General features: G+C 64.0%; 22 protein-coding genes and 1 tRNA gene. 15 read left to right on the top strand and 8 right to left on the bottom strand.

Going from position 1 to position 23569, the window contains the following annotated elements; translation table 11 throughout:
- Positions 1–77: 77 nt before the first annotated feature.
- Genes JJB99_RS22695 through JJB99_RS22685 form a run of 3 tightly spaced genes read right to left on the bottom strand, consistent with a single transcriptional unit; the run spans position 78 to position 4229 of the window.
- Entirely contained in the window at positions 78–1061 is a 984-nt protein-coding gene (locus JJB99_RS22695) for a G1 family glutamic endopeptidase (RefSeq protein WP_200494533.1), read from the bottom strand.
- Positions 1048–1992 (bottom strand): phosphatase PAP2 family protein, encoded by a 945-nt coding sequence (locus tag JJB99_RS22690; RefSeq protein WP_200494532.1) that lies wholly within the window; start codon positions 1990–1992, stop codon positions 1048–1050. Before JJB99_RS22690 ends, JJB99_RS22695 begins: the two co-directional genes overlap by 14 nt.
- A gap of 14 nt (positions 1993–2006) precedes the next feature.
- Entirely contained in the window at positions 2007–4229 is a 2223-nt protein-coding gene (locus tag JJB99_RS22685) for a BTAD domain-containing putative transcriptional regulator (protein ID WP_200494531.1), read from the bottom strand.
- A gap of 402 nt (positions 4230–4631) precedes the next feature.
- Between JJB99_RS22685 and JJB99_RS22680 the strand changes: the two genes are divergently transcribed.
- The 4 genes from JJB99_RS22680 to JJB99_RS22665 all read left to right on the top strand — a co-directional run bounded on the left by JJB99_RS22680 (position 4632) and on the right by JJB99_RS22665 (position 6069).
- Positions 4632–4952 (top strand): hypothetical protein, encoded by a 321-nt coding sequence (locus JJB99_RS22680; protein ID WP_200494530.1) that lies wholly within the window; start codon positions 4632–4634, stop codon positions 4950–4952.
- Between the two features lie 147 nt (positions 4953–5099).
- Positions 5100–5303 carry a hypothetical protein gene (locus JJB99_RS22675; protein WP_200494529.1) on the top strand — a complete coding sequence of 68 codons (204 nt, stop codon included), beginning with the start codon at positions 5100–5102 and terminating at the stop codon, positions 5301–5303.
- Between the two features lie 169 nt (positions 5304–5472).
- A tRNA-Gln gene (locus tag JJB99_RS22670) sits at positions 5473–5546 on the top strand.
- A 148-nt stretch (positions 5547–5694) separates the two neighbouring features.
- Positions 5695–6069: a DUF1428 domain-containing protein gene (locus JJB99_RS22665; protein ID WP_200494528.1), complete on the top strand. Its 375-nt coding sequence runs from the start codon at positions 5695–5697 to the stop codon at positions 6067–6069.
- Positions 6070–6152: 83 nt separating this feature from the next.
- Here the strand turns inward: JJB99_RS22665 and JJB99_RS22660 are convergent, their stop codons facing one another.
- On the bottom strand, positions 6153–6728 hold the full coding sequence (locus tag JJB99_RS22660) for a hypothetical protein (protein ID WP_200494527.1): 576 nt from the start codon (positions 6726–6728) through the stop codon (positions 6153–6155).
- Between the two features lie 574 nt (positions 6729–7302).
- Between JJB99_RS22660 and JJB99_RS22655 the strand changes: the two genes are divergently transcribed.
- From JJB99_RS22655 to JJB99_RS22635, 5 genes are all read left to right on the top strand, one after another.
- Positions 7303–8556 (top strand): ABC transporter substrate-binding protein, encoded by a 1254-nt coding sequence (locus JJB99_RS22655; RefSeq protein ID WP_200494526.1) that lies wholly within the window; start codon positions 7303–7305, stop codon positions 8554–8556.
- A 67-nt stretch (positions 8557–8623) separates the two neighbouring features.
- Positions 8624–9487 (top strand): branched-chain amino acid ABC transporter permease, encoded by an 864-nt coding sequence (locus JJB99_RS22650; protein ID WP_200494525.1) that lies wholly within the window; start codon positions 8624–8626, stop codon positions 9485–9487.
- Positions 9487–10458 (top strand): branched-chain amino acid ABC transporter permease, encoded by a 972-nt coding sequence (locus JJB99_RS22645; protein WP_200494524.1) that lies wholly within the window; start codon positions 9487–9489, stop codon positions 10456–10458. Before JJB99_RS22650 ends, JJB99_RS22645 begins: the two co-directional genes overlap by 1 nt.
- Positions 10448–11215: an ABC transporter ATP-binding protein gene (locus JJB99_RS22640; protein WP_200494523.1), complete on the top strand. Its 768-nt coding sequence runs from the start codon at positions 10448–10450 to the stop codon at positions 11213–11215. The genes JJB99_RS22645 and JJB99_RS22640 overlap by 11 nt, the downstream gene beginning before the upstream one ends.
- Complete coding sequence (locus tag JJB99_RS22635) at positions 11212–11931, top strand: ABC transporter ATP-binding protein (protein ID WP_200494522.1); 720 nt, start codon at positions 11212–11214, stop codon at positions 11929–11931. The genes JJB99_RS22640 and JJB99_RS22635 overlap by 4 nt, the downstream gene beginning before the upstream one ends.
- A gap of 24 nt (positions 11932–11955) precedes the next feature.
- Here JJB99_RS22635 and JJB99_RS22630 read toward each other — a convergent pair whose 3' ends face one another.
- From JJB99_RS22630 to JJB99_RS22620, 3 genes are all read right to left on the bottom strand, one after another.
- On the bottom strand, positions 11956–12522 hold the full coding sequence (locus tag JJB99_RS22630) for an invasion associated locus B family protein (RefSeq protein ID WP_200494521.1): 567 nt from the start codon (positions 12520–12522) through the stop codon (positions 11956–11958).
- 90 nt (positions 12523–12612) lie between these two features.
- Entirely contained in the window at positions 12613–15759 is a 3147-nt protein-coding gene (locus tag JJB99_RS22625; RefSeq protein WP_200494520.1) for a multidrug efflux RND transporter permease subunit, read from the bottom strand.
- Positions 15756–16928 (bottom strand): efflux RND transporter periplasmic adaptor subunit, encoded by a 1173-nt coding sequence (locus JJB99_RS22620; RefSeq protein ID WP_200494519.1) that lies wholly within the window; start codon positions 16926–16928, stop codon positions 15756–15758. The genes JJB99_RS22625 and JJB99_RS22620 overlap by 4 nt, the downstream gene beginning before the upstream one ends.
- A gap of 374 nt (positions 16929–17302) precedes the next feature.
- Here JJB99_RS22620 and JJB99_RS22615 point away from each other — a divergent pair, with 374 nt between their 5' ends.
- From JJB99_RS22615 to JJB99_RS22590, 6 genes are all read left to right on the top strand, one after another.
- The gene (locus JJB99_RS22615) at positions 17303–17542 is read left to right on the top strand and encodes a hypothetical protein (RefSeq protein WP_200494518.1); all 240 of its coding nucleotides are present in this window, start codon (positions 17303–17305) and stop codon (positions 17540–17542) included.
- Between the two features lie 224 nt (positions 17543–17766).
- Positions 17767–20166 carry a TonB-dependent receptor gene (locus JJB99_RS22610; RefSeq protein ID WP_200494517.1) on the top strand — a complete coding sequence of 800 codons (2400 nt, stop codon included), beginning with the start codon at positions 17767–17769 and terminating at the stop codon, positions 20164–20166.
- 2 nt (positions 20167–20168) lie between these two features.
- A complete protein-coding gene (locus JJB99_RS22605) occupies positions 20169–20858 on the top strand; it encodes a Fe2+-dependent dioxygenase (RefSeq protein WP_200494516.1) in 690 nt (229 codons plus the stop codon).
- The gene (gene exbB / locus JJB99_RS22600) at positions 20855–21793 is read left to right on the top strand and encodes a tonB-system energizer ExbB (protein ID WP_200494515.1); all 939 of its coding nucleotides are present in this window, start codon (positions 20855–20857) and stop codon (positions 21791–21793) included. The genes JJB99_RS22605 and exbB overlap by 4 nt, the downstream gene beginning before the upstream one ends.
- Before the next feature lie 3 nt (positions 21794–21796).
- Positions 21797–22264, top strand: coding sequence for a TonB system transport protein ExbD (gene exbD / locus JJB99_RS22595; protein WP_200494514.1), 468 nt, complete (start codon positions 21797–21799; stop codon positions 22262–22264).
- 30 nt (positions 22265–22294) lie between these two features.
- On the top strand, positions 22295–23122 hold the full coding sequence (locus JJB99_RS22590) for a TonB family protein (RefSeq protein WP_200494513.1): 828 nt from the start codon (positions 22295–22297) through the stop codon (positions 23120–23122).
- On the opposite strand, the gene JJB99_RS22585 is transcribed toward JJB99_RS22590, so the two are convergent.
- Complete coding sequence (locus tag JJB99_RS22585) at positions 23110–23529, bottom strand: hypothetical protein (RefSeq protein ID WP_200500251.1); 420 nt, start codon at positions 23527–23529, stop codon at positions 23110–23112. The genes JJB99_RS22590 and JJB99_RS22585 overlap by 13 nt on opposite strands.
- Positions 23530–23569: the final 40 nt, after the last annotated feature.

Below are 23569 nucleotides of genomic sequence, written 5' to 3'. Positions count from 1 at the left end.
CCGAGATCAAGCGGTGAAAGAAGGTGGTCGAGGCTGCGAACATCAAGCCGGAGTAGGTGGGAGTCTCAAAGAGCCGATTACCCTGTCGGCTCCTTGTAGCTGCATGTGACGCCAACGGAGCCGTCCTTGTCATGCCTGAGCTCCGGGCTCGAGACGGCGATGGTACGATTGGGGTCCGCAAAAATCTCGCGCATATGGATCATCAGCGCGCTGTCATCCAGCGTCAGCAAACGTCCGGGCGCGAGCGGCCCTTCGGATGCCGCCCGGGCCATGCAGTATCTGAAATCCACGGAGCCATAAGCCGGAAGCGCGGATAATTGCCGGCTGGGCGGATCTGTCGGCCGCTCCACGATCCATTCCACCGACGATCCGAGCGGCCGGATCACGCCCGGCGGCCGGGCGAGAAATGAGCGGAATTCGCCGATGCTCTGGTTCTTGATGAAGAAGAGGACGTCTCCGCTGACCTGAACCGCGAGACCAGCGAAGATCTCGTCGCTGACATTGATCGGCAGATTGTCGATCACCGTGATTGCCTGTGGCGGCTCAGGCACCGCATTCGCTGAAGTGTTGCGCCACCATTCCCACCACGCGAAGTGCTCGGGTTTGTGATTGAGCCAGTGGGCGGTGCCGATCTGAGGGAGGGAAATGTTCGGCAATCCGCCGTCGTGGCCGTCAAGGCCCACCCATAGCAACGCCCTTGGATCGTTCGAGGGGGTGAAAAGGGCGGGGATGGACGGCTGAGCCACTTTTGGCACATTCCATCCGCCCGCTGCGAAGACGATCCGCTCGGGTGGAAGCGAATGGATGAGCGCGCCCGACCAGTTCAACAGCGATTCGAATGGGCCTCCCTGGGCAGAAGGATCGATGCTGCTGAAGGTCGGTTGCCTTGCCCTGAACGGCGAGGAAACCAGCCGTCGCCAGAATTCGTAGAGGCGCGGCTCGGTCTTGGCATCGGGCTTCTGCGGAATGCCGTAGAGATCCAACTGGTCCGGCGTCGCGTCGAGGAGATTGAACCCGTCCGGAACCTCCTCGTAGAAGCCGTAGCTGTCACTCTTGGGCATTTTTCTCTCCCGCGATGACGCCAGAGTTCTCCCACTCGCGCTTGCCGTTGTCGACGAGCTTTGCAAATTTCGGCAGGTAGTCGCAATCCAGGAGAATCTTGCTGGTGATTGCTTCCGCCAGTGTTACGCCTGCCCTGGTGTCCGACGGATAGTGAAGACCGGCGATTTCGCGATTGCGTGCGATCCGATCTGCAAGGAAGACGAGCGATTTGCCGATCGTGGTTCTCTCTGGATCTGCCGGGGTCGGTGCCGCAACGCCGAGCCGCTTCGGCATGATTTCCGTAAGGAGTGCCGCGAAGACATGCGCCTGGGTGGCGTGGCCGCTCGGAAACGATGCGTGTCCGGCATGCTCGATCGGTGACATCAGGGCGGGCGCCACTTGCGTGGGGCGGGGACGATTGAAATGAGCCTTGTAGTGCATCGTGATCAGCGCCGTCAGCGCATCCGCAACGATCAGCATGCGCGATGTCGCCGGGTGCGTTGTCGCCGTCGCGGACACGAGGTGCAGGAACTTGCTGATGAACTCGTCAGCCTCGGTCACGATCTCGTCGATTGCTACAGGGCGCTCGAGGAAGGCCATGTTCCTCAACGTGGCGAGGTCCGCCTGAAGACCTTCGGCCCATGGCGTCATTCCGGCGCCGAGCAATGAAAATCCGCCCAGCCGGTCGAGCCAGTCTGCTCGGCGGGCAAGGTCGGACATCACGACCCAGGAGTACCATCGGGTCGACCAGAGCGAGCCAAAGCTGGTCGCATTGAGCAGGGCGCCGTCGATTTCAGGCATCATTGCGAACCGCTGATCGCTGCGATCGGCGAACATGGCGCCGCCACCCCCGCCGGCACCGCCGTATCCCCCATAGCCGCCATAACCACCGTAACCGCCATAGCCACCGTAGCCACCATAACCGCCGTAACCGCCATATCCGCCTGCCATTTACGCCTCCTCTGTCAAGATTTCCCGGTGCCGCCGTGGGGCTTGCCGCGCCGCAGCGTCGATGCCAGCCGCGCGAGCGCGGCCTCGATGCGCGCCAGGGTGGGCTTCGGCCATGGCGACGTCGCAATCCACGTCAGGTCGAGTTCGCCGGCCGTCATCATCGGCCGCGCAAAGGCCTGCGCATCGTCGAGGCGCTCGCTTTCGACGAGGGCTGCGATGAGAACGCGCAGGTTCGCCTGGTCGCTTGGCAGCCGCCGCGCGACCCGCATCGCGTGATCGACGGCCGCGTCGAGATCATTCATGGCAAAATGGGCTTGAGCCGAGATCATCTCGGCGAACCAGGCGTGCCTGTCGCGCGGCGACAGCCGCAGATTGATCGCCGCATCGGCGAGCGCATCCTCATACCGCTCACAGCGGACATTCACGGCGGCGCGGTATGCGAATGCGAGCGCCAGGTTCGGCGTCAGCTCGATCGCACGATCGAGCTGTTTGAGGGCGCCGGCATGATCGTGCTTGCACTGCGAGAGCGTATAGCCGCCGACGGCGTTGGCGAGCGGATCGGCCGAGTTTCGCTCCAGGGCACGTTCGGCGAGCATCCGCGCGGTGTCGAGTTCGCTCGGAGCGTGAGCGGACCATCCGCGCGCCACACGCTGCATGTGCCAGATGGCGCTGTAAGACAGGGGCGGCGCCCAACCGGAGCTGAGGACATGCGCCCGCTCGAAATTGGTCCGGGCCGTCACGAATGTCGTGTAGTCAGGGCTGAACATCTGGTCGTAGCCGACCAGCGCCAGCTGATAGGCGTCGAGATCGTCAGGTCTCTTCTGCATTGCGCGATGAAGCTCCCGGTCGCGGACTTGGGGCGCCAGCGAGCGTATGACCTCGACGGCGATGCGATCCTGCAGGTCGAAGACGTCGGCGGCCGTTCCGCTGAGACGATCGACACGGACGACCTCGACCGTTTCGGCGGCCACGAGTTCGGTCGAGATCCGGATCTGATCGCCGGCGCGCTGAATGCTTCCATGAAGCAGATACTGCGCGTTGAGATCGCGGCCGATCGCACGCAGATCCAGCGTCTGCGACACTGGAATCATGGTCGATCCGCGGGAAATGACGAGCAGCTCTTTCAGGCTCGACAGGGCCTGGACGACGCTGTCGACGATGCCGATCGTGAATTGAGGCTCCAGCGCCGGCGACAACGCGCGAAAGGGGAGAACGGCAACCGATGGCCGGCTGACGGCAAATCCGGCCAGAGCGAGCGCGGGTGCTGCTGCGGGGGATGGAACTGGCCGTACGATCGTCTCAGGCTGTTGCTGGCGCAGGCCGGCTATCAGGTCCTGTGTCAGCTTGTGCGGCTCGATATCGTAGGCGTCCTCGAGTTGGCGCCAAAGCCGTGCATAGATCGCGAGCGCTGCACCGATGCTTCCGGCGGTGGTGTGGCTCTTGATGAGAACGCGAACGGCCCGCTCGTTCTCGGAATCCAGTCGGTAGATGGCCTTTGCCGCAGCCTCCGCGGTGGCCGTGACGCCCGTCTGGCTCTCATCGGGCAGCAGTCTCGTCAGCGCATCGATCAGCCGTTCGTGGATCAGCGGTCGCGTCTCTGCAAGCCAATCCGAAAATGCGGGGTCGACGCCTTCCAGGTCTTCGAGAATGCCGTCGGTCAGGCGTTCTTGCGCGAGCAGGGTCGGATGCACGACGCCGCGCTCGGCATCCGCGACGATCTCCATCACGTCACACGCGACCTGTTCGACATCGAGGGCCACGTGCATCTGGTCTGCATGGAAGTGCGTGCAGCCGAGCGCCTTCAGCTCGCGCTGAATTTGACTGAGCGTTTGGCGCAGCGAACCTTTCGCGAGCGGGTCTTCCTTCTCGCTCCAGAGCAGGCCGACCAATTTGGTCCGGGGCAACTGACGTGCGGAGCAGAGCATCATATAGCCGAGAAGCGCTTGGGCCTTTCGGCCAAGTCCGATCTCGTGTCCGTCCACCGACGCTGAAAATGCTCCGATGATATTCAGCCTCAGGCGGCCGGTCGCGCGCTCGCTAACCGCCTTATCGCCGTCGACTCCCGACATCTCGACCCATCCCCCGCCGACATCGTCGACTGCTGTGCAGGAGGGCAGGTCCCGGGCGCTTAGGCTTGGTGTAATGCAGTTGATTGGCTCGCCTTGTCCACGAAGCCAATGAGACGTGAGCTCAGGAATACAGCCCGCCGGTTCTTGTGCAATGCGTGAATGGTACATCTGGGGCCGTTACACGGTCAAGGGTTGCCGATTGATCGAAATGCGACCTTGCAGGCGAAATGAAAGAGCTCCTCACTTCGAGCCCATCAGCGTGAAATGAGCGTGAATGCCGGGGGCGCAGCCGCTTGCGCCGTGCGAGCGGCTCGTTGCCTCGTCAGCAATTCGCAGGCGAGGGCGGGGCTTGCTTGTCGCGTCGGCCGGTCTGCCGGGGTCCGTGGCGCATCGGGGCGGTGCCGGACAACCTCCCTGGCTGGTATCGTGTGGCGGCAAGACGCCGATCCTCGCCGCGGGCACATCGCGCATGCGTCCAATTCACGGCCCGTTCACGTTCAGCTTCGCCTCGCCCGCTTATGTTGCGTCTGGAACGAAGGATCGCGCAACTTGGCAAAGGAGAGACGCGTCATGACTGTCCTGCTGAGAAACACCTTCAAGGCCTGGATCGACCGGGCACCGGGCGCGCCGCCCAAGCTGATCATGGTCGGCGACATCAGGGTGCCGACCAACGGCTGGCAGGCTCGGCTGACCAAGCGCTCGCCGCAGGGCATCAATCCCAAGATCCTGATCCTCGATATGAGCGCGCAGCAGCTGAGCGGCGAAGCGCCGGAGGAGATCACCACGATCCCGCTGCGCTACGAGGAAAGTCCGCCGCAGGACGAGTACGGCCAGGTGATGATCGCGCATGGAAGGGGCGAGATCGTCGTCAACATCGGACGCCCGAACTAGTGGGGGCTCGATCCGCCCCCGCGCGCCGCGGTCTCGCGTCCGGGTCGTTAGCCTTACCGGTCAAGGTTGACGCGACGTCGCGCTCACATCGGAGGCCCGATCGCTCTATTTTCAGGGTTCGACAATCACCTGTATTTTGAGAGTACGATGTCCCGTTCCGTTGAATTGATCGTCGAAGGCTATGTGCGGCTGAACGACCGCGATGCGCTCCACGAAATCCTGTCGCATCGGCAGGACCTGCTGCGGCAACTGGTGTCGGTCACAGGCATCGACCCGAGGCAGGCCATCGCCCAGGTCAGCGAGGAGATCACCATCATCGAGGCGGGCCTGGCGACACTCGCGCCGGAATAGGCCGTCTCCGGTCCTTCTGGCGGTCAACAGACCCGTGCACCGCAGCGCTTGCCAGTCCAGAAGCGAGCGGGTAGAACGCTGCCACGCCTGAGCCGTGATGTGCGCCGAACGCGCGTCCGGCCACAGTCGGGCAAATCGGTAAGCAATTGAATTTGTTCGGCTATTCCGTTGGGGAATGGTGTAACGGTAGCACAACAGACTCTGACTCTGTTTGTCTTGGTTCGAATCCAGGTTCCCCAGCCAGTTCCGGCGCATTCCCAGATTGGCGTTTCTCCTGAACTCCGGCTTAGCGGCTCGAAGCCGCCGCTCGCGACGGTTTGCCTCATCTGAGCCCCGTCGGATCGCCGCCAGCTCCATCGTCCTTGGGACACCCAACCCAAAGGAGATCCGAATGCCCTATGTCGATGGCTTCGTGCTGGCCGTGCCGAAGGACAAGATTGAGGCCTACAAGGCGCTGGCGCGAAAGGCTTGCGCGGTGTGGATGGAGCACGGCGCGCTCGATTATGTCGAGTGCATCGGCGACGACGTGCCCTATGGCGAGCTGACCTCGTTTCCGCGCGCGGTGATGGCGAGCGAGGATGAGGTGGTCGTGTTCTCCTGGATCGTCTACCGCGACCGCGAGAGCCGCGATGACATCAACAAGAAGGTGATGGCCGATGAGCGGCTCAAGGGCGGCGAGATGCCGTTCGACGGCAAGCGCATGATCTATGGCGGATTCACGACGCTGCTTCAGGCGCATGCGCCGCAACGAGAGTCCGCCGGTTGATGAGCCGCCGGGCGTCCGCGCCTTTCGGCAGCGCCTCGGCATGTTGGCGCCGTATCGCGCCACGTCATGCCGAGGCGGCATGATTAGCGACGCCTCTTTCGGGGCGACTTGGCAGCCCTAGACTTGGCCGTCTTTGATTTTGCGGTCTTGGATTTTGCGGTCTTGGATCTGCCGGTTTTGGCGACGCGCTTCGTCGGCGCGGGTTGCTGGTTGCCATCGGCATCTGCCGCACTCCATGGAATTTTCGCCGCGATGCGTTTGCTGAAGCCGACGAGGTTGGGTGTCTGGTTGTACTTGAGACGACGAAGCTTGGCCGTGACGAGCTGGCTGAGGCCCTTGAACGACGGATTGATGCCGAGAATTCGCTGCTCGCGCAGGACCTTCGCCACGCAGAACGTGTAGACGCCGTACGATGTGACGCCGTCACGATACTCATAAGACAGCTCCTGCTCCTGGCAAACCTCGAGCAGGATCGGCAGATATGGGCCCTCATGCCCGAGCTCGATCCGCTTTTTGTCGTATTCCCTGTCGGGCTGGGTGCGGAGCGCCATGCTGCGTCCGAGCCGCCGCGTGGCGCCGTTGGTGCCGAGATAGTCGGCGCCATCCTTGCTCTTCTTCAGACTCTTGTTCAGGGGATCGAACTTCCGCGGCACCCACATGCTTTCGGCTCTGATCGACGGATTGCACCGCGCGTATGATCGCCTCGGGCCATGATTTTCGAAACTCGGCGTCGATCTCGGAATGGCCGACGCCGTGAACGCACAGCAATGAAAGTCTTGTGCTCAAATGAACCTCCTCAAAAAATGCAACCTTACATTGCTGGCGGGGCGGACTCAAGCTGCGGCCGTGAGGACAGGCGCGACAGCTTGTCCCGGAAAATGTCGTCTCGGCCGGCGAAGGCCCGTATCCTACATGCCGTGGGCGGGAAGCGGCGAACCCGGCGTCACCGTGGGGTGGTGCATCTCGTGCCGCAGCGACGGCGCCCAAATTGCCCCCCGGTTGCCTTCACGTCTCAGTTGCTAGTTTGACGTTGAACGACGCCAGATAGAATCCGCGCGCCGCCGGCGCGTTTTGCTGCTCCCTCATATGCAGCATCGTGGCACTCCGTTCACCTTGCCGGTGTCCGGTTGGCGTGCCATCCTCGCATTGCCAGGCACAAACAAACGGAAGCGGGCGCCAGTCACGGCTTCCAAAGAACCCTGGTCGGGGAAACCCTTTGGGAGGTCTGATTTCATGAATTTGAAGCACGTCACGGGGCTGCTTTGCGCGGCCGCGATGTCGCTTGCGCTCGCGTCCGTCGCGCAGGCGCAGGAAAAGGTCGTCAAGATCGGCGTGATCATGCCGATGTCCGGCGGCACCGCCTCGATCGGCGCCCACGCCAAAGCGGCGCTCGATGTCGCCACCGACATCATCAACAACGCCCATCCCGAGCTCGGCAACCTGCCGCTGGCTAAGAATGCCGGTCTTGGCGGCCTCGGCGGCGCCCAAGTCGAGGTGGTCATCGCCGACAATCAGGGCAACCCGGCAACGGGTCAGAACCAGGCGCTGCGCCTGATCACGGAAGAGAAGGTGGCCGCGGTGTTCGGTTCCTATCAGTCCGGCGTGACACTGACCTCGAGCGCGATCGCCGAGAAATACGGCGTACCGTTCCTGAACTCGGAGTCGGTTGCCGCCAATCTCACCGAGCGCGGCTTCAAATGGTTCTTCCGGACCACGCCGATCGCGACCGACTTCGCAAAAATCTATGTCGACTTCCTCGCCGACATCAAGGCTCAGGGCGCCAGGACCGACAGCGTCGCGCTGGTGCATGACAACACCGAATACGGCACCTCGGTCGCGAACACGATCGCTGGCGCCTTCAAGGAGAAGGGCCAGCCGATCGCGCTCGACGTCGCCTATCCCGTCAACGCCACCGACGTGCAGGGCCAGGTGCTCCAGCTCAAGGACAAGAAGCCCGACGTCGTCATCATGATCAGCTACACGTCCGACGCGATCCTGTTCGCCAAGACCATGCAGTCGCTCGACTACAAGCCGGCCGTGCTGCTCGCCGATGACGCCGGCTATTCCGATCCGTCCTTCACGAAAGCGGTCGGCAAGATCTCGCAAGGCGTCTTCAACCGCTCATCCTGGGTGGTGGGTCCGTCGGGCTCGCCGTCCGCCATCATCGCCGACATGTACAAGAAGAAGTGCGGCGAGGAGATGGACGACACGGTCGCGCGCCAGATGCAGGGCTTCTTCGTGCTTGCTGACGCCATCGACCGCGCCGGCTCGACCGAGCCTGCCAAGATCCAGGCCGCGCTGAAGGCGACGGACCTGAAGCCCGAGCAGCTCATGATCGGCTACAAGGGCGTAAAGTTCGATGACAAGGGCCAGAACATCTCCGCCTCCGGCGCCATCATCCAGCTTCAGGATGGCGAGAATTATGTCTCGGTGTGGCCGAAGGCGAATGCCGAGAAGACCCCTGTGCTGCCCTACAAGGGCTGGTGAGGTTTTTTAAGGCGGGGCCGCGCGCCCCGCTCTTTTCCGAAATGATTTGATCAGAGCAACACGGCTCATGTCCTTCGTCCTCGTGCAGGTGATCGTCGGCGGGCTTCTGCTTGGCGCCGTCTACGCCCTGTTTTCCTCGGGCCTCACGCTGGTGTGGGGCATGATGAACATCGTCAACTTCGCGCATGGCGATTTCGTCATGCTCGGCATGTACGTTGCCTATGTCGTCTATACCTTGATGGGAGGAGGGCCGATCCTCGGCGCGCCGCTGGCAACCCTGGTGCTCGCGACCGTCGGCGTCTTGGTCTATTTCGCCCTGATCCGCGACATCATGAAGGGGCCGATGTTGGCCCAGATCCTCGGCACATTCGGTCTCGCGCTGCTGCTGCGCTATTCCGTGTTCTGGTGGTTCGGCGCCAACTTCCTGTCGATGCCGCCCAACATCGTCGGCGGCACCTATGCGGTCGCGGGCCTGCGCATCGAGGCCTCGCGGCTGCTGGCCGGCGTCGTCGCGCTGCTGGTGACGCTCGGCCTGCATCTGCTCCTGACTCGCACCTCGCTCGGCTCGAAGATGCTGGCGGTGGCGGAGGATCAGACCGCGGCCCAGCTCATGGGCATCAGGCCCGACACCATGCAGGCGATCGCCTGGGCGATCGCGGCTGGCGCTACGGGGCTTGCCGGCGCGCTGATCGCGAACTTCTTCTACATCGTGCCGACAGTCGGCGAGACGCTCGGTATCGTCGCCTTCGTCACGGTATCGCTCGGCGGTTTCGGCAGCGTGCCGGGCGCGCTCGTCGCGGGCCTTCTGATCGGCGTCATCGAGTCGCTGTCGGGCTATCTGATCGGTGCCGTCTACAAGGATATCGTCGTCTACGTCCTGTTCCTGTCCTTCCTCTGGTTCCGGCCACAGGGCCTGATGGGGAAGATGTGATGCGGCGCTGGGTCTGGCTCTCGGCCGTCGCAGCCTTCGCGATCGCCTATCCGCTGCTGCTGTCCTCGCCGTTCCAGCAGCGGCTCGGCGCCCTGGTGCTGCTCTATGCCATCGCGGCATCCGCCTGGAACATCGTCGGCGGCTATGCCGGGCAGGTGTCGGTAGGACATGTCGTGTTCTTCGGGTGCGGCGCCTACGCCGCGATGGGATCTTACGCCAAATTCGGCCTGTCGCCGCTGTTCGGTATCCCCGGCGGCATCGTGCTGGCGGTCGGGCTCGCCGCGATCGTCGGCGTGCCGACGCTGCGGCTGTCGGGCCATTACTTCAGCATGGCGACGATTGCGGTGGCCGAGACGATGCGGCTGATCGTCACCAACACCGAATGGTTGGGTGCGGCCGTCGGCCTGTCGGGGCCGGCCGTGCCGCGCAACATGTTCGATCTCTCCTTCCTGTCGTCGCTGCCGTACTACTATCTCTTCCTCGCCGTGCTCGTGATCACGCTGCTGATCACCTGGTGGATGACCAACAGCCGCATGGGATTTTACCTACGCGCGATCAAGGATTCCGAGCGCGCCGCGCGCTCGCTCGGCGCGCCTGCCAGCCGTACGAAACTCTACGCCTACATGCTGAGCGCGGCACTGACGAGCGTCGCCGGTGCGCTCTACGCCATGATGTTCGGCTTCGTCGATCCCGAGTCCGGGCTCGGCATCCTGATCTCGGTGAAGATATTGATCATGGCGGCCCTGGGCGGGGCAGGGCTGCTGTTCGGCCCGCTGGTGGGCGCGGCGATCCTGGTGCCGCTGGAGGAAATCTCCAACAGTTGGCTCGGCGGCAAGGGCGCCGGCCTCACCTTCGTGGTCTATGGCGCGATCATCGTGCTGATCGCGCGCTTCCAGCCCGGCGGCCTGCTCAGCCTGCTCACGGGACGAAGCAAGCGCAAGATCGATAAGGGAGCAAGCCATGCTCCTTGAGGCGCGCAGGATCATCAAGGCGTTCGGCAGCTTCAAGGCGGTCGACGATGCCTCCGTGACCTTGGAGCAGGGCGACATTCTCGGCCTGATCGGCCCGAACGGCGCAGGAAAATCGACCTTCTTCAACTGCCTCACCGGCGACCTCAAGACCACCTCGGGTCGCGTGCTGTTCGAGGGGCGCGACATCACCGATCTCACGCCGGAACTGCGCGCCGGGCTCGGGCTCGCCCGCACCTTCCAGGTGCCGCAGACCTTCGAGGACATGACGGTGCTCGAGAACGTCATGATCGGTGCGTTCCTCCGCACCTCACATCGCAAGGAAGCCGAAACGAAAGCGCGCGCCGTGCTGGAGCGCGTCGGCATGAGCCGTCTTGCGGATGCGCCAGCGCGCTCGCTCGGCACGCCGGGCCGCAAGCGGCTGGAGATCGCGCGAGCCCTTGCGACCGAGCCAAAAGTGCTGCTGCTCGACGAGGCCATGGCCGGCCTCAACGCCCATGAAGTGAGGCTCGCCATCGATCTCGTCCGCGACATTCATCGCTCGGGCATCACGCTCGTCATTGTCGAGCACATCATGGAAGTGATCATGTCGCTCGCCAGCCGCGTGATGGTGTTTCACCAGGGCAAGGAGATCGCGCGCGGCTCGCCGCGCGAGGTCACATCCAACCCGGCCGTGATCGCCGCCTATCTCGGCACGCGAGCAGCCAAGGCAGCGGCGGGCCATACGCCGGTCGAGCTGATGGGCGGGCCGGACCTATGAGCGGGGCACTTCTGCGGATCGAGCATCTCGAGGTGCGCTATGGCGACCTCATCGGCGTCTCCGACGTGTCGCTGGAGGTGCCCGAAGGCAGCGTCGTCGCGCTGCTCGGCTCGAATGGCGGCGGCAAGACCACGACGCTGAATGCGATCGTCGGCCTCATCCCCGTGCATTCCGGCAAAATCAGTTTTCGCGGCGAGGACATCGCCGGCCAGAAGGCCTTTGCGATCGTGCGCAAGGGGCTGGCGCTGTCGCCGGAGGGCTGGCGGCTATTCGTGCAACAGAGCGTCGAGAACAATCTGATGCTGGGCGCGACCCCGCTGCACGACAAGTCGCGCCAAGCCGTGCTGCTGGAGCGGGTCTATGAGATCTTTCCCCGGCTGAAGGAGCGCCGCAATCAGCGCGCCGGCACCATGTCCGGGGGCGAACGGCAGATGCTCGCGGTCGGCCGCGCGCTGATGAGCGACCCGAAACTGTTGATGCTGGACGAGCCGTCGCTCGGCCTCGCGCCGGCTGTGGTCGAGTCCATGTACGAAACTTTCGACCGCCTGCATCGCGAGGGGCTGACCATCCTGCTCGCCGAACAATCGATCGAGCTCGCGCTGGAGGTGTCGGACTTCGCCACCGTGCTCCAGGTCGGCAGAAGCGTGCTGTCAGGCACGGCGGCGGCGCTGGCGGAGGATCCGCAGGTGCAGAAGGCCTATCTCGGCGTGGACTGAGCGATCTCAGCCCCAGCGAGGCCGTTACTTGATCTTGTCGTACGCCGCCGCGAAATCGTTCAGCGGCATCGGGATCGCGATGGTCTCCTTGGCCATGTTCTGGAAGGAGACCTTGAGCTGCTTGCCCGACCGCAAGGCGGCGAGCAGGTCGGCTGCGATCGGCGTCGAGGCGTAGCAGCCGCGGTTCTCGCAGGTCTGGAGCTGCAGGTCGAACGTCTTGCCCTCGTCGACCTGGAGCTTGGCGCCGACCGGCAGGTTGATGCCGAGCGGCAATTGCAGCAGCGCGATCGGCGTGCGGGTGTCGGGCGCGATGCGGATGTTGATCAGGACGACGGTCTGGCCGGTCTTGGTCAGCACCGCATTCTGCTCCATCGCGCATTCGAGCGGCGCATCGCGGCTGGCGCTGGTGCAACGCACGATCCAGCCCGGCTGTCCCGGGGCGCCTTCGGCCGGTTGCTGCGTCGGGGCGGAGGCGGGCTGTGCGGCGGCGGCCGGGGCTGCGTTCTTCTTGGCGCCCTGCTGGGCGTACGCGGCGGCGGTCGACAGCAGGACGGCGGCGGCGAGGGCGGCAAGTCTGGATTGCATGAGCATGGCGAAACGGCGTTGGCGTGAACCGAGGGCCTCGCTGTAGCGTCGCAGAGGCCGCGGCGCAAGGCTGCTCACAAAAGGCACCTCACAAGCCTACTCGGCGGCTTCCTTGACGGTGCCGTGCGCTTGCGTCTCGTCGCCCTCGCCGTCAGCCGAACGGCCCCAGCCGGAGAACCAGTTGTTGAGCTCGTCGAGATAGAGATAGACCACAGGCGTCGTGAACAGCGTCAGCGCCTGGCTGACGATCAGGCCGCCGACCATGGCGTAGCCGAGCGGCTGGCGGATCTCGGCGCCGGTGCCATGGCCGAGCATCAGGGGCACGCCGCCGAGCAGGGCCGCCATCGTCGTCATCATGATCGGGCGGAAGCGCAAGAGCGCGGCCTGGCGGATCGATTCGGCGGGCGTCTTGTGTTCGTCGCGTTCGGCGGCGATGGCGAAGTCGACCATCATGATGCCGTTCTTCTTCACGATGCCGATCAGCAGAATGATTCCGATCAAGGCAATGAGGCTGAAATCGAAGCCGGCCGCCATCAGGATCGCGAGCGCACCGACGCCGGCCGAGGGCAGGGTCGACAGAATCGTAATTGGATGGATGTAGCTCTCGTAGAGAATGCCGAGGATCAGATAGACCACGACGAGCGCGGCGAGGATCAGAAGCGGCACGGTGCCGAGCGACTGCTGGAACGCCTGCGCGGTACCCTGGAAGCTCGAATTCAGCGTCGGCGGCGCGCCGAGATCGGCCATCGCCTTCTGCACGGCCTCGGTGGCCTGGCCGAGCGCGACCCCTTGGGCGAGGTTGAAGCTGATCGTGATCGCCGGGAACTGGCCCTGGTGGCTGATCGAGAGCGGGCGGACCGGATCGGTGGTCCAGGTCGCAAAGGTCGACAGCGGCACCTGGTCGCCGGTCAATGGCGATTTGAGATAGAGCTTGTTCAGGCTGTCGAGGCTGCCTTGCAGCTCCGGCAGGATCTCGAGGATCACCTTGTAGGTGTTGAGCTGGGTGAAATACTGTGTCACCTGCCGCTGCCCGAACGCGTCATACAGCGTGTCGTCGATCAGCTGCGGCTGGATGCCGTAGCGCGAGGCGGTGTCGCGGTTGATCTTGAGCTGGACCGTGGTGCCCTGCGTCTGCTGGTCGGTCGCGACGTCGCGCAGCTGCGGCAGCGTCTGCATCTTGGCGAGGATTTTCGGCGCCCAGTCGTTGAGCTCGGCGAGATCGGCGTCCTGCAGGGTGAACTCGAACTGCGTGCGGGTCGGTCGGCCGCCGAGCCGGACGTCCTGCGCCGCCTGCATGTAGAGCCGCGCGCCCTCGATCTTGTCGAACTTCGGACGCAGCCGCGCGATGATCTCCTGGGCAGAAGCCTCACGCTGGTCGCGAGGCTTCAACGTGATGAACAGGTTGCCGTTGTTGCCGGCACGGCCGCTGCCGCCGATGGCCATGGCAATGCTGGCAACGTCGGGGTCGGCCATGATGATCTTGCCGAGCTGCTCCTGGCGCCGGACCATGTCCTTGAAGGAGATGTCCTGCGAGGCTTCGGAGGTCGCGGTGATCAGGCCGACGTCCTGCTGCGGGAAGAAGCCCTTCGGGATCAGCACGAACAGGTAGACCGACAAAGCGAGCGTGGCGAAGAAGATCGTCAGCGTGGTGCGCCGCCAGGCCAGGGCGTGGTCGAGCCCGTATTCGTAGCCGCGCAGCATCGCATCGAAGGCGCGCTCGCTCCACTGGTAGAACTTGCCGTGGGTGACCTCGCCATGGGCGCGCAGGAAGCGCGAGGCCATCATCGGCGTCAGCGTCAGCGACACGAACATCGAGACGAAGATCGTCATCGCCAGCACGACGGCGAATTCGCGGAACAGGCGGCCGATGATGCCGCCCATCAGCAGCAGCGGAATCAGCACCGCGACCAGCGAGATGCTGATCGACACGATGGTAAAGCCGATTTCCTTGGAGCCGCGGAAGGCCGCCGCCATCGGCGATTCGCCTTCCTCGATGTAGCGCGTGATATTTTCCAGCATCACGATGGCATCATCGACGACGAATCCGACAGCGATGGTGAGCGCCATCAGCGACAGATTGTCGAGCGAATAGCCGAACACCCACATCAGGGCGCAGGCGCCCAGCAGCGCCAGCGGAACCGTGACGGTGGGAATGACCGTCGCCCAGAAGCTGCGCAGGAAGACGAAGATGACCATGACTACGAGGGCGATGGTCAGCAGCAGGGTGAACTGGACGTCCTCGACCGCGGCGCGGATCGTGGTGGTGCGATCGCTGATGAGCTCGATCTTGATCGCGGGCGGGATCGCCGCAACCAGGCGGGGCAGGGTCGCCTTGATCCGGTCGACGGTCTCGATGACGTTGGCGCCCGGCTGCTTGAACACCACCAGGAACACGCCGCGTCTGCCGTTGGCCCAGGCGGCCTGCTTGGCGTCTTCGGCGCCGCTGACCGCCTGGCCGATGTCGCGGATGCGCAACGGGCCGCCGTTGCGATAGGCGATGATGACGTCGTTCCAGTCCTTGGACTGGGTCAGCTGGTCGTTGGCGTAGATCGTGTAGGCGCGCTTCTCGCCGTCGATATTGCCCTTGGGGCTGTCGACCGTGGTGATCGCAATCTGGCTGCGCACGTCCTCCATCGACAGGCCCTTGGCAACCAGCTTCGCCGGATCGACCTGAATGCGGATCGAGGGTTTCTGCTGGCCGCCGATGAAGACCTGTGCGACGCCCGAGAGCTGGCTGATCTGCTGGGCGAGCTGGGCGTCCACCGCGTCGCTGACGCTGGTCAAGGGCAGCGTGTCGGAGGTGGCCGACAGCAGCAGGATCGGCGCGTCGGCCGGGTTGACCTTGCGATACGTCGGCGGCGAAGGCAGGTTCTTCGGCAGCTGGCCGCTTGCGGCATTGATCGCGCCCTGCACGTCGTTGGCGGCGCCGTCGATGCTGCGGTTGAGGTCGAACTGGATGGTGATCGAGGCGGTGCCGAGATAACTCGTCGAAGTCATCTGGGCGATGCCGGGAATCTGCGCGAACTGGCGCTCCAGCGGCTGCGCCACAGACGAGGCCATCGTCTCCGGGCTGCCGCCCGGCAAATTGGCGGTGATCTGGATGGTCGGGAAGTCCACCTGCGGCAGCGGCGCGACCGGCAGCAGGGGATAGGCGACGAGACCGACAAAGAGAATGCCGGCCATCAGCAGCGAGGTGCCGATGGGATAACGGATGAAAGGTGCCGAAATCCCGCCCGCGTTCATTCCTGTCGTACCTTGTTCTGGGCCGGATCCGAGCTTGCCACCGCCGTCGAGACGAGGCTCCCGGGCTGCACCTTGAATTGACCGCCGGTGATCACCTGTTGTCCGGGCGTGAGCCCTTCATCGACGACCGAACGTCCGTCGATGGCGTAGCTCACCTTGATCTTGTGCACCTCGGCCTTGTTGTCCTGATTGACGGTATAAGCGTAGAGGCCGTTGGTCGAATGCTGAACCGCGTCATCCGGAACGACGGTCGCATCCTTCAGCGTCCGAACCAAGAGGCGCGTCGAAACCGACTGGCCCGGCCACAGCGTGTGGTCCTTGTTGTCGAACACCGCCTTGAGCCGGATCGTCCCGCTGGTGGTGTCGACCTGGTTGTTGATGACCGCAAGCTTGCCTTCGGCCAGCGTCTTCTTGCCGTCGGTGGTGAAGGCGATCACCTTGAGCGCGCCGGCCTTTTGGCCTTCGCTGATATAGGGCAGCTGGTCTTCCGGCGCGGTGAAGATCACCGAGATCGGCTCGACCTGCGAGATCGTGACGATGCCGGTTTGCGACGAGGCGTTGACGATGTTGCCGATGTCGACCAGGCGCAGGCCGGCGACGCCGGTGATCGGCGACTTGACCTGGGTGTAGTCGAGCTGGGTCTGGGCGTTGGCGATCGCGGCCTCGTCGGCGGCGATCTGGGCGGTGAGCTGAGCGACGGTGGAGCGCTGGGTGTCGGTCTGCTGCCGCGTCGCGAATTCGCCGAGCTTGGTGTAGCGCTGCAGATCGAGATTGGCGTTGGCGAGATTGGCCTCGTCCTGCTGCTTCTTGGCTTTGGCCTGGTCGAGCGCGGCCTGGAACGGGCGGGGATCGATTTCAACCAGCAGATCGCCCTGTTTGACCATCTGGCCTTCGGTGAAGGCGAGCTTGTCGATCTGGCCATCGACCCGGGTCCGGACCTGTACGGTGTTGAAACCCTGAACCGTGCCGAGGCCGGTCAGATAAACCGGGAAGTCGGCTTTCTCGACCGGCGAAACGCTCACCGGAACGGCAGCCTGACGCGGCGGCCCCTTCTGGGCTGTCTGGGTCTTTCCGGCCCCGGGCGAGCCGTATTTCTGCCAACCGTAATACCCCGCGGAGGCCACGGCCGCGATGATCAGAATCCACAGGATCGGCCGGGACTTTTTCATATCGTCTCGTGTCGGCTTCTATGCCCAAGTAAACGAATGATGGGGCAATCGTAGGGTTCCAGCGCGCTTGTATATTACACGCCAAGTTCCAGTGTAAACAGCACTATCCGTTGAGAATCCTAAACAATTGGAAAGCTTTGCACGGCTTACGCAGCACCGCGGCACGTCGGTGTGCAGCGCTGCATTTTCATGGTGCGACCGATCAGCGTGCAAGCTTTGTGCAATGCTCGGAAGTGGTGTGCGCGCGCAGGTGCGACGCGCCGAGCGGCAGCACCAGGCACGCTCAAGAACGGTTCTAAGTCGCGTGCGCGCCGTTTCGGTTGTCAGGAAAATCGGCATCGTCCATATCGGCGCGGCCATAAGGGGAGCGCAGCATGGACGAGCTGAACGGCAAGCTGATCGCGTGTCAGATTCTGATCACGGGGCTGATCGCGCGCGTCGCCAACGAGCAGCGCGATCCCTTGCGCTTCCTCACCGATTTCCGCGACGAGATCAAAGCGGTCGTTGGCGGCGTCAACATCGCCGGCATGGACAACACCGATCGCGTGCGCGCCGTCGCGCAGAAGACCGTCGATGAATTGTTCTCGCTGATGAAGCCGCCGAGCAGTGATTGATGCCGTGAGCGCGATGCTGATCTTCGACGTGTTTTTGCGCACGCTTTAGAACGACTCTAATCTCTGTTTAGAAACGTTTCAATGGACAGTTTGGAATCGTTTTGATCTGGACCTATTCAAGCGTTCTCGCGGCTTGCCCGCATTGACCCGCTATTTTGCCGCCGATACCAACAGCCCATCGTTCATCGAAATGAGCGAGCGAACAGGAAGATGGGGCGTGTTGAATGGGGCAGGTGGTCGCACCGAAATCGTTGCGTTCGGTCGCAGCGTTCAATCCGCTGGATGAGAAATCTGCGGGCATTTCCGGCAAGAAGGTCTCGGCGGTCGCGAGCCTGATCGCGGCGTCGGTGTCGAGCGGCGCGGAAGCGCAGCAGTCGAACCTGCCGCCGGTGACCGTCGACGCGCCGGTCCAGCGTCCGCGTCCGACGGCTTCCAGGCCCTCGCCGGAGCAGGTGCGCGCCCGCAACGCGCTGCGCCGCGCCGCGCAGCGCCAGCAGGCGCAGCAGCAGGCGGCGCCGACCACGCCGACCGGCCCCGCTGACGCCAATCCCTATGCCGATCCGGCCGCGCCGTACAAAGTCGATCGCGTCCAGGCCTCGGGCAAGTTTCCCGAACCGCTGTTGAACACGCCGAAGACCATCACGGTGCTCAGCAAGGAAATCCTCGAGGACAAGAACGCGACGACGCTGAAGGAGATCGGACGCTCGACCGCCGGCGTGACGCTGGGCTCGGGCGAGGGCGGCAACGCGTTCGGCGACCGCTTCTTCATCCGCGGCTTCGACGCGCGCAACGACGTCTTCATCGACGGCATCCGCGATCCCGCGGTCTCGATCCGCGAGAACTTCTTCACCGAGCAGCTCGAGATCTTGCGTGGCCCGGCTTCGTCCTATGCCGGCCGCGGCACCGCCGGCGGCGCCATCAACATCGTCACCAAGCAGGCGACCGACCGCAATTTCCAAAACGCCGAGACGACGTTCGGCACCGACATGACCAAGCGCGTCACGCTCGACGTCAACCAGGTCATCGATCCGACTTTCTCGGTTCGCACGGGCGGGCTGTTCCAGGACGCCAATGTCGCCGGCCGCAACTTCGTCACCGACAATCGCTGGGGCACCTTCATCTCGACCAAGTACGCCCCGACCAACGACATCAAGATCACCACCAACTACGTCCATACCAATCTCAGCGGCTATCCCGATTTCGGCGTGCCCTATTACAAGCAGGGTAACGTGCCGGTCACGGAGGCGGGCGTTCCGCGCGGGACCTGGTACGGCTTTCTCAATCGCGATTTCCAGACCGCGCGGCAGGATTTCGGCACTTTGACGGGCGAATACAAGCCCACCGACAATATCACCCTGACCAGCCGGACCCGCATGGAGCAGTCGACGCTGGAATATATCGGCACGTTGCCGCAGTCGCCCATCACGACCAACCCCGATCCGACGACCTGGAAGTTCACCGCGAGCGCGCAGAGCCGCAACCAGTGGGTTGACGTCATCGCAAACCAGGAAGACGCCACGTTCAAGTTCGATACCGGACCGGTCAGGCACACGGCAGTGACAGGCCTCGAGGTCTCCAACGAGCGCGTCGGGATTGGCCGCTACAACGGGCTTGCGTCCGAAGCGTTCGGCGCAGGGTTCAACAGCAACGGCGCGCTGCCGAACCAGTCGATTTATGCGCCCGGCTACACCTACAGCCCCGGCCCGTTCAACCCGGTGCTGACGGGCGATCCGACCCGTTACAACGTCGACAGCAGGGCGTTCTATGTTCTCGACACGGCCAATTGGGAAGATACGGTCATCCTGAACGGCGGCGTGCGATATGATGGCTATGACCTGACATCGTCGACTGCGGCGAAATCGAGCCGGGTCACTTCGGATTTCGTCAACTACAATGCCGGCATCGTCTACAAGCCCGTTCCGATCGGCAGCCTCTATGCGGCCTACGCAACCTCGACCAATCCGTTCGGCTCCGAGCTCGATGGTACCGCGGCGGACTACGGCGGGGCCGTTCCAGGCGGTGTCATTCTCGGGCCCGAGCGCAACAAGGCCGCCGAAGTCGGCACCAAATGGGAGCTGTTCGACCGCCACCTGCTGCTGACCGGCGCGCTGTTCCAGACCACCAAGGACAACGCGCGTGAAACCGTCGGCACCACGCTGACCTCGGGCGCGGCCTACCGGATCCAGGGCATCGACATCGAGGCCAGCGGCAAGATCACCGATCGCTGGAGCATCTTCGGCGGCATCGTGCTGATGGACTCGAAGGTCACCAAGAGCAACATCGTCGGCAATGTCGGCCTGCCGCTCGCCAACGTCGCCCACCAGTCGTTCAGCTTGCTCACCAAATACAAGTTCGACCGCGACTGGGAAGTCGGCGGGCAGGCGGTGTTCCGCTCCAAGGTCTATGGCGGCACCTTCGGCGCCAACACCGGCACGCTGATCCCGAGCTACTGGCGCTTTGACGCCTTCGTCGAGAAGAAGATCGACCAGCACTGGACCATGAAGCTGTACGCGCAGAACCTCACCAACAAGCTCTATTACGACACACTCTATCGCAGCGCAGCGCCGTTCGTGGCGGTCGCGCCGGGACGGGCGTTCTACATCGTGACATCGGCGAAGTTCTGATCATGTTGACATGCCTGCCTGGCGTTCTCAGCAAGGATGATGTGGCGGATTTCCGCCGCATCATGGACGCCAGCGCATGGGAGGACGGCCGCTCGACCGCAGGCGCACAGTCGGCGATGGTCAAGCGCAACGAGCAATTGCCGCCGGACAGCGAGGTCGCGCGCACGCTCGGCCACCGCATCATCTCGGTGCTGACGTCGAACCCGCGCTTCATCGCGGCGGCCATTCCGCTCCAGATCTTCCCGCCGCTGTTCAACCGCTATGCGGCGGACAGCGGCCATCATTTCGGGCTGCATGTCGACAATGCGATCCGCGGCGACCGGCTGACCGGCCTTCGCATCCGCACCGACGTGTCGGTGACGCTGTTCCTTGCCGAACCGGACGAGTATGATGGTGGCGAACTTGTGATCGAGGACAGCTACGGTTCGCACGAAGTCAAGTTGCGAGCCGGCGACTGTGTGCTCTATCCGTCGACCAGCCTCCATCTGGTCACTCCGGTGACGAGGGGAACGCGGGTTGCGTCTTTCTTCTGGCTTCAGAGCATGATACGGGACGATCAAGCCCGGAGCATGATCTTTGACCTCGACACCGCGATACAGGCGCTGGTGGAACGGCTCGGGCGTGACGATCCCGAAACGGTCAAATTGACGAGTATCTATCACAACCTCATTCGCTACTGGGCCGAAGTATGAAGATCATGTCCTCACCCGCAAGCCTCGCCGCAGCCTTGATGCTGGCGGCCGCCTGGTTCGCATCCCCCGTTTCTGCCCAGACACAGACCGCGCCGGCGCAACCGACGGCTCAGGCGGCTAGCCCGGCTCCGGCCGCTGCACCTGCCGCGCAGGCGCCGGCGGCCTCGACGGCTGCTCCGGCTGCGCAGCCCGCCCCCGTCACTGCGGTTACTCAGAAGGCCGATAACGTGTCCGTCGCCCCGGCGATGAAGGAACTGTCGCCCTGGGTGATGTTCATGTCCGCAGACGTCATCGTAAAGGCGGTGATGATCGGGCTCGCCTTCGCATCGCTGATGACCTGGACCGTCCTCATCGCCAAATCGATCGAGCTGTCGGTCGCATCGAGCAAGCTTCGTTCGGCGCTGAAGAAAATCGCGGAGGCGCGCTCGCTCGCCGAGGCGCAGATGGCGCTCGGCGCCAAGGAAGGCATTTTGCCGTCGTTCCTGGCGGCAGCCCTGCGCGAGGCGCGGATGTCGGCCGGGCTGTCCAGCGATGCCGGCATTAAGGAGCGCGCGGCCTCGAGCTTCCAGGAGATCGTGCGCGCCGAGGCGCGGCGCATCCGCATCGGCATGGGGGTGCTCGCGACGATCGGCTCCACGTCGCCCTTCGTCGGCCTGTTCGGCACGGTCTGGGGCATCATGAACAGCTTCATCGGCATCTCGAAGTCGCAGACCACCAATCTTGCCGTGGTCGCGCCCGGCATCGCCGAGGCGCTGCTCGCCACCGCGATCGGCCTCGTCGCCGCGATCCCCGCGGTCATCATCTACAACCACTTCTCGCGGGTGACGAAGAGCTATCTCGAGCTGGTCAGCCGCGCTTCGGGCGCTGCGGCGCGACTGCTCTCGCGCGATCTCGATCGTAGCCACGGCAGCGCGCATTCGCGCGCGGCGGAGTGAGCCATGGGCGTTTCGCTCGCAGACAATGATACCGACGACGACGATTTCGCGGAAACGCATGACATCAACGTCACGCCGTTCATCGACGTCATCCTGGTGCTGCTGATCATCTTCATGGTCGCAGCTCCGCTCTCGACTGTCGATCTGCCGATCGACCTGCCGACCTCGAGCGCGACGCCGCAGAAGAAGCCGGACAAGCCGACTTATCTCAGCATCAAGCGCGACCTCGGGCTGGCGATCGGAGAGGAGTCCGTCAACCGGGCCGATTTGATCGCGACCCTCGATGGCATGTCCGACATGAGCAAGGACAAATACGTCTTCCTGCGCGCCGATCGCTTCGTGCCTTATGGTGAGTTGATGGGCGTCATGGAGCTGTTGCGCTCCGGCGGCTACACGCGGGTCAAGCTGGTTGCTCTTGAGGGCCCGGGCACGCCGGCAGGGTCGGGTGCCGCTGCCCCTGCGCAGCCATAGGGGACGCCAAGGGACTGGCAAGGGACTGTGATGTCGGACGTCGAACTTGAACCCAGATCATCGCGGCGGCTGTGGATTTTGGCGGCGGTGGTGGCGCTCGCGCTCCATGCCGGCGGGGCCGCGCTTGCGCTCGCCAGCTTGCAGGCCGACGATGGCGAGGAGGGGTTGGGCGCGGCGGGGGCGGAGTTTGCCGTCGAGATGACGTCGCCGCCGGCTCAGGAGTCCGACATGCCACCCGGGCCCACCGACTCCGTGGCACAGGAAGAGCGTCCGGAGCTTCCGGAGCAGAAGGCGGAGAAGCAGGAGACGGAGCTTCCGCAAGATCGGCCGCAGCAGGTCGAGGAGGCTGATCGCATCGTCACCGAGCAGAAGGCGAAGAAGGAGCAGGACGACGATCCGAAGGTGGCGGCCGTCGAGACTCCGGCGATGGAAGCGGCGCAAAAGCAGATCGACATGGAGCGGCAGACTTTCGAAGACGCCACCCGCGAGACCGAGAAGGCGACGGCGCCGGTGCTCGGCATTGGCAAGGACCTCTTGAAGGTGACGGCCGACTGGAACCGCAAGATCAGCGCGCATCTTGCCGCGCACAAGGTCAATCCGGAGGGCAGGGAGCCCAATAACCAGACTGCGAAGGTGAGCTTCTCGCTTAACCGAAGAGGCAACGTGATTTCGGTCGACGTCGTGCAGTCGTCCGGGGACGCGGCTTACGATGCTGCCGCGGTCTCCATGGTCCACAAATCCGATCCGTTCCCGACACCGCCCGCTGCGCTCACCCAGGACCGGTTCGAGCGCACCGTGGACATCATCTTCACGCCGCCGGACGCGAAGAAAAAGAAGAAGACGGCTCAGCGCCAGTAAAGCCTGATTCCGACATAGACCACGACCAAACAGGCGAAGATCAGCGCCACCGGGAGCGGCCGCTTCTGGGTTCCGCCGGCTGCTGCCCCGAAAAAGCTGACCTTCTTCGGCTTCGGTGCCGGGCGCCGGAAGGCGGTAACATTATCCGCGGCCGGCTCTGTCGCGCGGGGCCGGACGTCGGGCGGGATTCCCGCGCCGCCCATCTCGGCATAGTAGGCCCTGTAGATCGCGCCAATCGTGGCCTCAGTGGCCTCGCCCTCGCTCATCTGCGCCACCAGGTTCTTGTAGCTGGCGAGGAACTCCTGGGCCTCGGTAGGCAGCGCGGACGCGCCGTTGAGCTTGGCCATCATCTTCCAGGTGGCAAAATCGGCGCGGGCGCGGGTGTCGGCGCGTCGCGCGATCAGCATATCGGCAGCTTTGACCAAGTCGGCCTCGACCCTTCGGCGT

The organism is Bradyrhizobium diazoefficiens (assembly GCF_016616235.1).
In the GTDB taxonomy this organism is placed as follows: domain Bacteria; phylum Pseudomonadota; class Alphaproteobacteria; order Rhizobiales; family Xanthobacteraceae; genus Bradyrhizobium; species Bradyrhizobium diazoefficiens_H.
Note: the sequence above shows the minus strand (reverse complement) of the source record. Positions and strands in the feature narration are given on the sequence as shown.